Annotated in this window: 17 protein-coding genes; 1 reads left to right on the top strand and 16 read right to left on the bottom strand. The window is 41.4% G+C overall.

The genetic code is table 11. The features are described from left to right. Positions 1-5 precede the first annotated feature (5 nt). From rpsQ to LK416_01275, 13 genes are all read right to left on the bottom strand, one after another. Entirely contained in the window at positions 6-263 is a 258-nt protein-coding gene (rpsQ, locus tag LK416_01335; protein ID UEA75849.1) for a 30S ribosomal protein S17, read from the bottom strand. A 21-nt stretch (positions 264-284) separates the two neighbouring features. Further along, positions 285-470 carry a 50S ribosomal protein L29 gene (gene rpmC / locus LK416_01330; protein ID UEA75848.1) on the bottom strand — a complete coding sequence of 62 codons (186 nt, stop codon included), beginning with the start codon at positions 468-470 and terminating at the stop codon, positions 285-287. Positions 471-477: 7 nt separating this feature from the next. After that, a complete protein-coding gene (gene rplP / locus LK416_01325; protein ID UEA74849.1) occupies positions 478-915 on the bottom strand; it encodes a 50S ribosomal protein L16 in 438 nt (145 codons plus the stop codon). Continuing rightward, the gene (rpsC, locus tag LK416_01320; protein ID UEA74848.1) at positions 915-1,580 is read right to left on the bottom strand and encodes a 30S ribosomal protein S3; all 666 of its coding nucleotides are present in this window, start codon (positions 1,578-1,580) and stop codon (positions 915-917) included. The genes rplP and rpsC overlap by 1 nt, the downstream gene beginning before the upstream one ends. Positions 1,581-1,590: 10 nt before the next feature. Continuing rightward, positions 1,591-1,977: a 50S ribosomal protein L22 gene (gene rplV / locus LK416_01315; protein UEA74847.1), complete on the bottom strand. Its 387-nt coding sequence runs from the start codon at positions 1,975-1,977 to the stop codon at positions 1,591-1,593. 31 nt (positions 1,978-2,008) lie between these two features. Further along, positions 2,009-2,287, bottom strand: a complete 279-nt coding sequence (gene rpsS / locus LK416_01310; GenBank protein ID UEA74846.1) for a 30S ribosomal protein S19 — start codon at positions 2,285-2,287, stop codon at positions 2,009-2,011. 19 nt (positions 2,288-2,306) lie between these two features. After that, on the bottom strand, positions 2,307-3,152 hold the full coding sequence (rplB, locus tag LK416_01305; GenBank protein ID UEA74845.1) for a 50S ribosomal protein L2: 846 nt from the start codon (positions 3,150-3,152) through the stop codon (positions 2,307-2,309). A gap of 64 nt (positions 3,153-3,216) precedes the next feature. Beyond that, complete coding sequence (gene rplW / locus LK416_01300) at positions 3,217-3,516, bottom strand: 50S ribosomal protein L23 (GenBank protein UEA74844.1); 300 nt, start codon at positions 3,514-3,516, stop codon at positions 3,217-3,219. Then, positions 3,516-4,136 (bottom strand): 50S ribosomal protein L4, encoded by a 621-nt coding sequence (gene rplD / locus LK416_01295; protein UEA74843.1) that lies wholly within the window; start codon positions 4,134-4,136, stop codon positions 3,516-3,518. The genes rplW and rplD overlap by 1 nt, the downstream gene beginning before the upstream one ends. A gap of 22 nt (positions 4,137-4,158) precedes the next feature. Further along, complete coding sequence (gene rplC, locus LK416_01290; protein UEA74842.1) at positions 4,159-4,842, bottom strand: 50S ribosomal protein L3; 684 nt, start codon at positions 4,840-4,842, stop codon at positions 4,159-4,161. A gap of 156 nt (positions 4,843-4,998) precedes the next feature. Next, positions 4,999-5,310 carry a 30S ribosomal protein S10 gene (rpsJ, locus tag LK416_01285; GenBank protein ID UEA74841.1) on the bottom strand — a complete coding sequence of 104 codons (312 nt, stop codon included), beginning with the start codon at positions 5,308-5,310 and terminating at the stop codon, positions 4,999-5,001. A 424-nt stretch (positions 5,311-5,734) separates the two neighbouring features. Beyond that, complete coding sequence (locus LK416_01280) at positions 5,735-6,610, bottom strand: NYN domain-containing protein (protein ID UEA74840.1); 876 nt, start codon at positions 6,608-6,610, stop codon at positions 5,735-5,737. Next, positions 6,607-7,755, bottom strand: coding sequence for an SAM-dependent methyltransferase (locus LK416_01275; GenBank protein ID UEA74839.1), 1,149 nt, complete (start codon positions 7,753-7,755; stop codon positions 6,607-6,609). The genes LK416_01280 and LK416_01275 overlap by 4 nt, the downstream gene beginning before the upstream one ends. A gap of 321 nt (positions 7,756-8,076) precedes the next feature. Between LK416_01275 and LK416_01270 the strand changes: the two genes are divergently transcribed. Then, positions 8,077-8,940, top strand: coding sequence for a class I SAM-dependent methyltransferase (locus tag LK416_01270; GenBank protein UEA74838.1), 864 nt, complete (start codon positions 8,077-8,079; stop codon positions 8,938-8,940). 57 nt (positions 8,941-8,997) lie between these two features. On the opposite strand, the gene LK416_01265 is transcribed toward LK416_01270, so the two are convergent. From LK416_01265 to LK416_01255, 3 genes are all read right to left on the bottom strand, one after another. After that, entirely contained in the window at positions 8,998-10,356 is a 1,359-nt protein-coding gene (locus LK416_01265; protein ID UEA74837.1) for a citrate/2-methylcitrate synthase, read from the bottom strand. Positions 10,357-10,428: 72 nt separating this feature from the next. Continuing rightward, complete coding sequence (locus tag LK416_01260; protein UEA74836.1) at positions 10,429-11,052, bottom strand: metallophosphoesterase family protein; 624 nt, start codon at positions 11,050-11,052, stop codon at positions 10,429-10,431. A gap of 115 nt (positions 11,053-11,167) precedes the next feature. Further along, positions 11,168-13,114, bottom strand: a complete 1,947-nt coding sequence (locus tag LK416_01255) for a BMP family ABC transporter substrate-binding protein (protein ID UEA74835.1) — start codon at positions 13,112-13,114, stop codon at positions 11,168-11,170. Positions 13,115-13,444: the final 330 nt, after the last annotated feature.

Here is a 13,444-nt window from a genome sequence, read left to right as displayed (position 1 = left end):
CCTCCTTATTTAGCCTTCTCTATAATCTCAACAAGTCTCCATCTCTTATCCTTTGATAAAGGTCTTGTTTCCATAACTCTTACTCTATCGCCAATATTGCACTCATTCTTCTCATCATGAGCCTTTAACTTGTAAGTTCTCTTTACGATCTTTCCATAAAGAGGATGCTTAACATTATCTACGATAGAAACAACGATTGTCTTGTCCATCTTGTCACTTGTAACGATACCTACACGTGTTTTTCTCAGATTTCTTTCCACAATATATTCCTCCTTCTAAGATAATTAAGCATTAGCCTTCTGGGCTATAACTGTCTGTATTCTTGCAATATTCTTTCTTACATCTTTGATTCTGCTTGTGTTCTCTAACTGATTTGTAGCATTCTGGAATCTTAAGTTAAATAATTCCTTCTTTGCAGCTACTAATTCGTTCTGAAGCTCATCAACAGATTTAGCATTTAATTCGTTCATATAGTCCTTAGTTTTCACTGCCTGCTACCTCCTCTAATTCTTCTTTTGAAACGATCTTACACTTAAGTGGAAGCTTGTGCATAGCAAGTCTTAAAGCTTCTTTTGCTACTTCTTCAGGTACGTCTGCAATCTCAAACATAACTCTGCCCGGCTTAACAACTGCTACCCAGTACTCAAGTGCTCCCTTACCTGAACCCATACGAGTTTCAGCCGGCTTAGCTGTAACTGGCTTATCAGGAAAGATCTTGATAAATACTTTACCACTACGCTTCATATATCTTGTCATCGCAATACGGGCTGCTTCGATCTGGTTTGACTTGATCCATGCAGGCTCAAGTGCTACTAAACCATACTGACCGTTTGTAATCTTATTGCCTCTAAGTGCCTTACCAGCCATAGTTCCTCTGAACTGCTTACGACGCTTTACTCTCTTAGGCATTAACATTATTTATCCGCTCCTTCCTTATTTCCTTTTACAGGAAGTACTTCACCATGGTAAACCCATGTCTTAACACCAACTTTACCAAATGTTGTGTCTGCTTCAGCAAAACCATAATCAATGTCAGCACGAAGTGTCTGAAGAGGAATTGTTCCCTGGCTGTAGAACTCTGTTCTAGCCATATCAGCACCACCAAGACGTCCTGAGCATGAAGCCTTGATACCAAGTGCTCCGGTTTTCATTGTTCTGCTCATGCATGACTTCATTGCTTTTCTGAATGAGATACGATTCTCAAGCTGTGCTGCAATGTTCTCAGCTACTAACTGTGCGTCTGCATCCGGCTTCTTGATTTCTTTTACATCGATGAACAGCTTCTTATCTGTAAGCTTCTGTGCATCTGCTTTGATCTTTTCGATTCCAGCTCCGCCCTTACCGATGATAACACCAGGCTTAGCTGTATATAATGCAACCTTTACTCTGTCTGCAGCTCTCTCGATCTCAATTTTTGAGATGTTTGCATTGTAAAGTGTCTTCTTTAAATAAGTTCTGATTTTATGATCTTCTACAAGGTTGTTAGAAAATTCATCATTCTTTGTGTCAGCATACCATCTTGAATCCCAATCTTTGATAACGCCGACTCTTAAACCATGAGGATTAACTTTCTGTCCCATTATTTACCTCCTATCTCTCGTCAAGCACGATTGTGATGTGACTTGTTCTCTTCTCGATTCTATATGCTCTACCCTGGGCTCTTGGATGAACTCTCTTCATTGTAGGTCCCTTGTTAGCGTAGCACTCTGCTACATAAAGGTCCTCTGCCTTAAGTCCATTGTTGTTTTCAGCATTTGCGATTGCTGACTTTAACAGCTTCTCTATAACACTTGAACCATATCTTGGGTTGTATGCCAGAATACCAAGTGCAGTCTGAACATCCTTACCTCTGATGGCATCTAATACGAAACAAGCCTTTGTTACTGACACTCTTGCATATGATACCTTAGCTGATGGTCTGGTATCTTTATTCTCATTTCTGAGTCTCTTATCATGGGATCTATGTCCTTTAGCCATGATTTAGTCCTCCTTTCAAATATTCCAAATATTATTTTCTACCCTTCTTTTCGTCTTTACCATGGCCTCTGTAGGTTCTGGTAACTACGAACTCACCAAGCTTATGTCCAACCATGTCTTCTGTAACATATACAGGTACATGCTTTCTTCCATCATGAACTGCGATTGTATGACCTACGAATGATGGGAAAATTGTTGAACGTCTTGACCAGGTCTTAACAACTTCTTTGCTATTGCTTGCATTCATAGCATCTATCTTCTTGAGTAAATGCTCATCTGCGAATGGTCCTTTTTTTAATGAACGAGCCATTGTCATACCTCCTTATTAACTATTTAATGCTCTTGCCGTCTCTTCTTCTTACGATCATCTTATTAGACTGCTTGTTCTTCTTTCTTGTCTTTAATCCCATTGCTGGCTTACCCCATGGAGTTGAAGGGCCTGAACGACCGATTGGTGCTCTACCTTCACCACCACCATGTGGATGGTCATTAGGGTTCATAACAGAACCACGAACTGTTGGTCTAACGCCCATGTGACGTTTACGTCCGGCTTTACCAATGTTAACAAGGCCATGCTCAATGTTTCCTACCTGACCGATTGTTGCACGGCAGATGATTGGAACCATTCTCATTTCGCCTGAAGGAAGTCTTAATGTTGCATACTTTCCTTCCTTAGCCATAAGCTGTGCTGAGTTACCTGCTGAACGAACAAGCTGTCCGCCCTTACCTGGGTATAACTCGATGTTGTGTACTAATGTACCAACCGGAATATTCTGAAGTGGGAGGCAGTTACCAACTTTGATCTCTGCTTCAGCACCACTCATAAGAACATCTCCTACTGCTAACTTATAAGGAGCAAGGATGTATCTCTTCTCGCCATCAGCATAGAACAGAAGTGCAATGTTTGCTGATCTGTTCGGATCATATTCGATTGCATTAACTGTTGCTGGAATTCCATCCTTATCGTTTCTCTTGAAATCTATAATTCTGTATTTACGTTTCTCACCACCGCCGTGATGTCTAACTGTGATCTTTCCCTGATTATTACGACCAGCTGTCTTGCTCATTGATACAACGAGTGATTTCTCAGGTGTTGATTTTGTGATCTCTGAAAAATCAAGACCGGTCATATTTCTTCTGGAAGGTGTATATGGGTTATATGTCTTAATTCCCATTTTTGTTCTCCTTTCGGTTCAATTTATTGTCACGCTTTTTTGCGTATAAATCTGTTTCGTTATTTTACAGTCCTTCGAAAATTTCGATCTCTTTGCTTGCTTCTGTAAGTTTAACGATTGCTTTCTTGTACTTGTCTGTTCTTCCAAGTGTTACGCCACGTCTTTTAACCTTACCGTCATTGTTCATGGTGTTAACCTTAGCAACTTCTGTTCCTTCGAACATCTTCTCTACAGCTTCTTTGATCTGAGCCTTTGTTGCTTCCGGGTGTACAAGAAATGTGTACTTCTTCTCTGCCATTGCATTCATACTTTTCTCTGTGATTACAGGCTTAAGTATAACGTCATAATATTTGATGTCTGCCATTATGCGTACACCTCCTCAATTGCTGCTACAGCATCCTTTGTAAGAACAAGCTTATCATACTTAAGAATGTCATATACACTCAGTGAGTTTGTAGCTGTTGTCTTAACTGTTGGAATGTTGTTTGCTGAAAGAACAACTTTGTCGTTCTTATCCTTTGTTACTACTAATGACTTAGGAGCTTTAAGATTTGCAAGGATCTTTGCGAATACGCTTGTCTTAACCTCTTCTAATTCAATCTTGTCAACTACAACAAGTTTATCTTCTGCAAGCTTTGCTGAAAGTGCTGACTTCATAGCAAGCTGCTTTTCTTTCTTATTCATCTTAACTGAATAATCTCTTGGCTTTGGTGCGAATACAACTCCGCCGCCTGTCCACTGTGGAGATCTTGTTGAACCCTGTCTTGCATGACCTGTTCCTTTCTGTCTCCATGGCTTTCTTCCACCACCTGATACTTCAGAACGAGTCTTTGCGCTCTGTGTACCCTGACGGCTATTTGCCTGCTGGCCAACTACAGCCAGATGCATTAAATGTTCATTTATCTCTACACCGAATACAGAATCATTGAGTTCTAATGTCTCAACTTCTTTTCCTTCGATGTCATAAACCTTAACTGATGCCATTTTCGTTCCTCCTTCCTAAAGACTACTTGCCAGTCTTTACTGTATCCTTAATCATTACTAATGATTTCTTTGGTCCCGGAACTGCGCCCTTTACCAAAATAACATCATTTTCTACATCTATCTTAACTACCTCAAGGTTCTGGATTGTAACTCTTACGCTACCCATATGTCCAGGCATCTTCTTACCTTTGAATACTCTACCCGGTGTAGTAGCTGAACCGTTTGAACCTGCATGTCTGTGATACTTGGAACCATGTCCTGAAGGACCTGACTTTAAGCCGTGTCTCTTAAGACCACCTGCATATCCCTTACCTTTTGTCTTTGCTGTAACGTCGATCTTGTCTCCTTCAGCAAATACATCGGCTTTGATCTCTGCACCAAGTTCGTACTGAGCACAGTCATCAAGTCTGAACTCTCTGTAGAAAGTCTTAGGTGTTGTGTTTGCTTTCTTTGCATGTCCAACTTCTGCCTTACCAGCACCATGTGGGTTTCTGATTACTTTCTTTCCTGATACGTCTTTTGTTGTGATTCTTTCTTTCTTTTCGCCGAATCCTACCTGAATTGCATCATAACCGTCATTCTCAACTGTTTTTACCTGGGTTACAACACATGGACCAGCCTGTAAAACTGTTACCGGCACTAACACGCCGTTTTCGTCGAAAATCTGAGTCATTCCGACTTTTGTTGCTAAAATAGCTTTCTTCATTTTAAGTTTTCCTCCTAATTTAATTCACAGCGGATTGTTTTAACAATCATACTAAATTACATCCTTCGGATGCATTAGGTTACTGCTTATGCACTGCTTCGTGCTATGTTTGTTTTTGTGATTTGATTAGTTCACTTCTAATTTTTTTGTGGCTGATTATTTCATCTTTACGTCGATGTATACGCCAGCTGATAAATCGATCTTCTGTAATGCATCAATTGTCTTCTGTGTTGGTGCAATTACGTCGATTAATCTCTTATGAGTTCTCTGCTCGAACTGTTCTCTTGAATCTTTGTACTTATGAACAGCTCTGAGGATTGTGATCTTCTCAACCTTTGTAGGCATTGGAACCGGTCCGCTGACTTTAGCTCCTGTCTTTTTAACAGTATCGATGATCTGTCCAGCAGCCTGATCGATAAGTTTGTGGTCGTACGCCTTCAATGTGATTCTCATAATCTGATTTGCCATAAAAAAAGCCGCCTCCTTTTCGCACTTTTTAATAGTACAACAAGTGGTGACTGTACACTCTCCCGTGTGTATCCTGAATTAAATCAGAATCAACACGTCGTTTCTATCCTTTTGATAGACAGTTATTGGTACAGTGACTTGTCGTCAGTAATTCTTTATTGACATTCGCTCCACGAAAAACCTGTATCTATGCGATACAGCAACCTCCGTTTCAACGCTATCATGTCACAGCACGTTTGATTATATAACACGTTTTTGCGGAATGCAAGCATTTTTTCTATATTTTTCAAGAAATTTTTTATTATATTCCCCTGCATTTTTTATCCGTCATACTGTTATATTTTATCTGTTTCTTCTATATATAATGCACAATAGAACCGCTATCGCTTATTTCATTCTATAATACACAATGAAAAGCAATCTCTTATTTCAGCTTAAAGCTCTGCTTCAGCTTCACGCCCTTGTTATTATAAATTTCCAGCTTCGGGAAACTTAAAAGAAAAGCGATATCCGATGCGTAACCATAATTTCTGGTATCAAACCGTTCGAATTCTTCTGATAATGCATCAAACAGCTCCTGCATATCATCTATCTTGTTATTCCGTTCTGACAGATACGCCGTTATAAAGTGTTCTACATTTTCCCGATCATCGATCATCTCCAGATAATACCGCTCTCCATCTTTATAGAACTGAATATCTTTTCCATTTTTCAGAATCAGTTCTTCCATGCTGGTATAACCATAATTTCTGGTATCAAATTCCGTATGCAGCTTCGTGAGCTTGTGTATCAGCCCTGACAACTCTGTACATATACCCGAAGCTCTTTCTTCTATTATAATGCGATAGACATCGGATATAATTTCCGATAACGGTGTCAGACACCGCTCCGGTTCATACCCCTGCAAAATATCTATATAACAGAAGCGATTACATCTGCGGATAAATGCTTCGCTGTGTGCGTCACTGCCCAATACCCGAATATCCTTGCCCTGCTCCTGTGCCTTTACAACTGCCGCCAGGATCGTATCATCATTGGTCACGATATCGATTCCTTCGATCTGTCTATCAAACGCACAAGCGACCAATTCTGTTATAAAAGTGCAGCTGGCACGATTTCCTCGTTCTTCTGCTCCCACCATGCGAAATCCCTGCTTCTGCAGTTCTTCTTTCGAAGTCTTTGAAACATAGCCGCATGCCAGACGATCGATCAGATCATCCTGCATCATGATCTCTCTGCATACAAGCGGTGCATAAACGGTATCCACTGTATTACAATCATACATCAAAATTCGTTTCATGAATGGCTCCTTTCTTCCGTCATCACAAGCTGCATCAGGGTCTGGCGAATGCCAAAGGTCCGGCACAACCGGTCCGCTTCTTCTTTTGCCCGTTCCCGTTTTTCCTCTGATACTGGTTTCTTCACTGCCCGGATCAAAATATTTTTAGGTGAGTGTTCAATATCAATAAATTCCAACAAATCCGTCTTATATCCGCAATATTCCAGCACACATCCACGGATCGCATCAGTCATCAATGCCGCTGTCCGTTCCTTGATGATTCCGTACTTGGTCAGTGCCGACAACTCCTCCGACCGGATCTGTTTATTTAACTCATGCTGGCAACACGGAACAGATAAGATGTATGTCGTGTTCCAGCAGATCGCATTGTAGAGCGCATAGTCAGTTGCCGTATCACAGGCATGCAAGGTCACTACCATATCAACCTTACGGTCTGTCCGGTATCCATTGATATCACCGATCTCAAACTTCAGATCCGTATATCCGCATTTTTCTGCCAGCTTATTACAATTCTTTATTACCTGTTCTTTCAGATCAAGCCCGGTAATATGCGCCGTCATATGACGGATCTCTACTATATAATAGTATAAGAAGAAAGTCAGATAGGATTTGCCGCATCCAAAATCAATAATATTGATCTCATCACCTTTATAAGACTTCAGTACATCATCTACCATCTCGATAAAGCGGTTGATCTGGCGGAACTTATCATACATGGAAGAAACCACTTTTCCTTCTTTGGTAAATATTCCAAGCTCCCGGAATGCAGGAATATCCATCCCCTCATCCAGAATATATTTCTTCTTGCGATTATTACCGCCAACCGATATCGTCTTATTCTCCGCCTGTCTGCGGCTGACTGCCAGATTTCCTTTTTTGCCTGCTTTTACATCATAATCTGTCGTCAAAGAAAATGCATTCATCTGCTTAAACTCTGCCGGAAAATGCATCGCAATATGCTCTGCCAGCCTTCCTTCTTCGATATTCTCGTGAAAGACCTGCGTCTGTGTATATTTCTCAAGCTGATATGCATTTCTGCCCTTTAATACCTTCCGGGCAAATACGATCTTCTTGTATTCTCCCTTTCCATTGCTCAGTACGACCTTATGTGGATGTGTCTCCGCGATCTCTTTTATAATATCCATATGCTTCTCCATGTTTTCTGTCTTGTATCTACTTATCATTTTATGAAACACAGCTCATGCAATGTTCTTCACAAAATCAACATTCTCGCAAGCAAATAATTTGGTATTCATCATATCAAAAATTATCTATTGCAATTATATATTTTTGTTTTGCTCTACTGCTGTGATTTTATCACCCCGGCAGATATCGGTCAATTTGTTTTCCTTATATCCTAATTTCATTTTCTTTCCATGCAGATTTCATCGTTGACTTGAAAATGACCGCACCTTATAATATAGTAGTTTTATATAAACATTTCAAACGAAACGAGGATATCGATTATGTGGACAGCAGATCACTGGCAGGATTATGAAGTAATAGATTGTTCAGATGGAGAAAAACTGGAACGATGGGGCAAATATATTCTCCTTCGTCCGGACCCACAGGTTCTGTGGTCAACTCCCAAAACAGATAAACGCTGGAAGCAGTTAAATGGTCACTACCACCGCAGCAATAAGGGCGGCGGCGAATGGGAGTTCTTTAACCTTCCGCAGCAATGGTCGATTCATTATAAGGATCTGACCTTTAACCTGAAACCATTCAGCTTCAAACACACCGGTCTGTTTCCGGAACAGGCAGCCAACTGGGACTGGTTCTCTGACCTGATCCGTTCATCCAAAAAGAAAGAGATCAAGGTATTAAATCTTTTCGCTTACACCGGCGGTGCAACCTGTGCGGCAGCAAAAGCAGGTGCTGCGGTTACTCATGTTGACGCTTCTAAGGGCATGGTTACATGGGCAAAGGAAAATGCAGTCTCATCCGGACTTGGCGATGCTCCGATCCGCTGGATCGTTGATGACTGCGTAAAATTTGTAGAACGTGAGATCCGCCGTGGCAATCACTATGATGCGATCATCATGGATCCGCCATCTTACGGCAGAGGCCCAAAGGGCGAGATCTGGAAGATTGAAGAAAAGATACATCCGTTTATCAAGCTGTGTAGCGAGCTGCTCTGCGATGATCCGCTTTTCTTCCTGGTCAATTCCTATACGACCGGGCTTGCACCAGCCGTTCTTACCTATATGATATCAACCGAGGTACAGTCTAAATTCGGCGGCCATGTTATCTCCGACGAAGTAGGACTTCCGGTTACAGGCTCCGGTCTGGTACTGCCATGCGGTGCTGCCGGAAGATGGAGTAAATAAACAAATACGGGACAGACATTAAAAATAATGCCTGCCCCGTATTTATTTTCTATAATCCTACCAGTTTCTCTCGTCCATATCCAGATATGTCTTATGCGTTCCGACATATTTATAGGCCGGACGGATGATCTTACCGGCATTTACCAGCTCTTCTATTCTATGTGCACTCCAGCCTGCAATTCTTGCGATTGCGAAGATCGGAGTGAACAGTTCGATCGGTATATCAAGCATACGATATACAAATCCACTGTAGAAATCGACATTTGCCGAGATAACGGAGTTTCGTTTCTTAGCAAGAAGTTCCATGGCGATACGTTCAATATCTGTGTACAGCTTGAATTCCTCCTGCATACCTTTTTCTTCTGCAAGTCTTCCAGCATAACGTTTCAGGATCTTGGCTCTTGGATCGGACACCGTATAAACAGCATGTCCCATACCATAGATCAGACCGCTATGATCAAAGCCCTTCTTATCAAGCAGTCCCTGAAGATATTCACGGATCGCCGCTTCATCGCTCCAGTCTTTTACATGAGCCTTCAAGTCATCCATCATCTGCTGAACCTTCAGGTTCGCACCACCATGCTTCGGTCCTTTTAAAGAACCAAGAGAACCGGCAACGGTTGAATAGGTATCAGTTCCGGTTGATGATATAACATGTGTTGTAAATGTGGAGTTGTTACCACCACCATGCTCTGAATGAAGCACCAGACAGATATCCAGTACCTGCGCTTCAAGCTCAGTATACTTCTTATCCGCACGGATCAGGCGAAGGAAATTCTCTGCTGTCGAAAGGCCCGGCTTCGGATTGTGAATGATAAGACTCTTATCCTGATAATAATGCTTATAGCCCTGATAGCCATATGCAGCGATCAGCGGAAACTGTGCAATCAGTTCCATACTTTGACGAAGGACATTTCGAATGCTGATGTCATCCGGGCAGTCATCATATGAATATAAAGTAAGCACACAACGCTGTAAGACATTCATCATATTCTTACTTGGTGCTTTTAAAATCACATCACGAGCAAACTTTCTTGGGAGCTCCCGGAACGTCTCCATCAATTCCTTAAATTTATTAAACTGAGTTCTGGTCGGCAGTTCACCGAATAAAAGCAGATAGATTGTCTCCTCAAAGCCGAACTTGCTTCCGTGGAATCCACGTTCCAGATCTTCGATATTATATCCCTGAATATAGAGTCTTCCATCTGCCGGCACCAGCTCACCATCCTGAACTGCAAAACCGGATACATCTGAAATCTCTGTCAGACCTGTTAAGACACCTTTTCCATTTGAATCACGAAGGCCTCTCTTAACATCATATGTAACATAGAGGTTCTGATCGATCGTACCTGAATCATTGCAATAACCAACCAGTTCATCTAAAATTTTCTCGTACTCTGCACTTCCCTTTTCCAAACCTCTATCTCCTTTCGAATATAGTATTTAAGCCAAGCTTAAGTTTATCAAACTTTCGCCTGGCTTGCAAGACTATTTCGCTGCCTGTAAGGCAGTCTCATCTATTTCTATAATATATTTTTCAAATGCATTTATGATCGTGGTATCCAGGTATCTGGATTCCCGTACAAAATCCCTGCCATAATTACTATGCACATGACCATGTACCAGATACTGCGGATGATAGTCTTCGATCATTGTCCGGAAGCACTTGAAACCGGTATGACAAAGATCCTCGGAATCATTGATCCGATACGCAGGGGCATGCGTGATCATAATATCAAATCCACGATGTTTTCTTATCTGCCGACCCAGCTTACGAATGCGCTTCTCCATTGCTTTCTCGGTATACTGATGCGGTGCACCATTGTACTGATACTCCATACAGCCTCCAAGGCCCAGAATCCGTATTCCTTTATATACATAGATTCGATCGTCGATGCAGATACAACCATCCGGTGGTGTGTCTGCATAACAGGTATCGTGGTTCCCATATACATACAGAACCGGAGCATGTGTAAATGTCGCAAGGAACGACAGATACTGCGGTGCCAGGTCGCCGCAGGAAATGATCAGGTCAATTCCTTCTAATTTTTTCTTATCAAAATAATCCCATAGGTATTTTGATTCTGCATCCGCAAGAACAAGAATCTTCATATCCGTATCTCCGTGTTTTCTTTTCTTTTCTACGAAACTGTACCCCGCCTGTTTCCATAAAGAAAACCCGCTCATCTACATTCGTACTCTGGATCACAAGACCCGCATAGCCTTATTATACTATGTCTGTAGTTTTTTTCAATTCCAGATTTTCCGGCGTATTAACTCCCTGGAAAGCAACAACATCTCTGGCATCTTCTACCAGCTCATCCAGAGTCGGGATCGAACCAACAACAATATCTGCCAACCAATCCATCTTCATGATCTCCTCAGGGCTCATTTCACCATCTTCATCATCACGAACCACTCCATTCTGTGAATAGAGCTTGCCGTAGAATGGACTTACCGTACCATCCTTGATCAAGCGCTTCATCAGATTTACCAGTCTCGCCGTTCCAACCGGAAGATGGTTCGAACAGATCACATCGATCACTCCGGCAGACATGCCCCACCAGTAATTCAGAACCTTTACTTTCTCGTTCTTTTCTTCCAGCTTCCAGTTACCGTCCAGAATCAACTGAACGATCTTCTCATAGAATACGCGCCAGTTGTAAAATGGCATCGCAAGATTCGATATCTCGTTCCCATCGCAGGAATACAGACCGAATTCACGGGAGGCCGTAAGCGGTGTGATCATATCCTTATCGGATACATAGGAGATGCCCAGTTCCTTAAACCGTTTCTTCGGATCGGAGCCTTTGACCTTTGACCACTCCAGATAGATTTTCGCTCTTGGATTCACAAACTTTGCTCCCATCGCAAATGCGTTGATGTTCGCCGTCGTTCCATAGATCGGATAATCAGCTACATAGCCGATCCTGCCATCCTCACAGAGTGAACCTGCGATAATACCGGTTATAAACTTCGCCTCATACATTCTCGCATAATACGTTCTGACATGGCTGGTCGATACATTTAACGAGCAGTTTAATATCTTCAATTCCGGATATTTGATCGCAGCCTTTAATGACTCCGGAAGCATCTCCGGTCCGGTTGTAAATACAACATCGAATTTGTCCTGTGCGATCTGCTCCAGGCATTCTGCAAGCTTCGTATTATCATCCATATTCGAAAAAGTATGTGTCTCAACCCGATCCTTGAATTTACCTTCTACGCCCATTCTTCCAAGATCATGACTGTAGATCCATACAGAATTCTCAGGCTCTTTATCATAAACAAATGCAATCTTAAGCTTCTTCGGTACCGGCGTGATACTGAACAGCTTCTTCTTTGACTCTACCGGTTCCAGCTTCGGAACGATCGTCATGTTCTTCTTCTGTGCACTTAATACGATCTCGTCCCAGACCTTATCCAGATTTTCCTTTACCTCATCATAAGACATATCCTGTAACGCCTTGTATCCATATACATTTAAAAATACAAGCATAGCATCATCTACCGTGATCGGAAGACTGTCACTGCCGTTTTTCTGCCTGTATGCTGTATCAAATGCCAGATGTGCCGAATTCAGGTTCATACGATCATCATCCGTAAATTCACCATCCGGTGCCAATCCTATATATTCTCTTAATTTGTCATATCCGCCAAGCTGTGTGAACCATATATAGTTGATTCCTGTCTGCTTATGGAAATCTACAAATTCATAATAAATCTTGTTTTCCGGCTCATCTGTCCGCTTCGGCAGCTTTCTGATTACCATCGCAGGGACAGAATCCGCACCGAAATATTTCAGTACGCTGACACGCTTATTTCCCTCTATGACATAGAATTTATTCATATATTCATATACTTTGATCGGATCATGGATTCCTTCTTCTATATGAGAGTCACAGAGAGATGACCATTTATTTCCGAATTCAGAATTCGCATCTAATATAGGCATGAAGTTACTTGCAAATGCTGTAGTACGACCTTTTGTCGCTGTACCTACAACCCGATCGAGAGAAATATGCTGTAAACCAAGATTTACTTCGCCTGCAATATCGGAATTCGTGATCAGTTCATCCAGTACCGGCAGATATGGATATTCATTTTTAGAAAGTGCAGCCTGATATCTCTTTTCACCAAGCTTCTGCGCTTTTACATAATCATTTAATGACATGTTAAAAACCTCCTATCTGTGTCTAAATCAACCTGTTTAACTCATTGCCCCATCATTTTTCCGTTCACTATATATATACAACAAAAGCCGAAAATTACCAGTGGTAAATCGTATTTTCATCTTTTTCACGCCTTAAAATTTCTTATGTCGGTAAAGTTTTGTATATTTTTAATAAAATGAATTGTGCATTTCTTACATTTTTACCTTGAAATTTAAAATAGCGTGTGTTAATATAATATCAGAATAGTAAATAACATACAATCTTGAATTTTAAATCGGTGTGTGTGAATACTTATAAATCAAAGGAGCCTGTTTCCTAACTTCTTACAG

This window comes from Lachnospiraceae bacterium GAM79, assembly GCA_020735665.1.
Lineage (GTDB): Bacteria > Bacillota > Clostridia > Lachnospirales > Lachnospiraceae > Coprococcus.
This window is presented reverse-complemented; position numbering and strand designations above follow the sequence as displayed.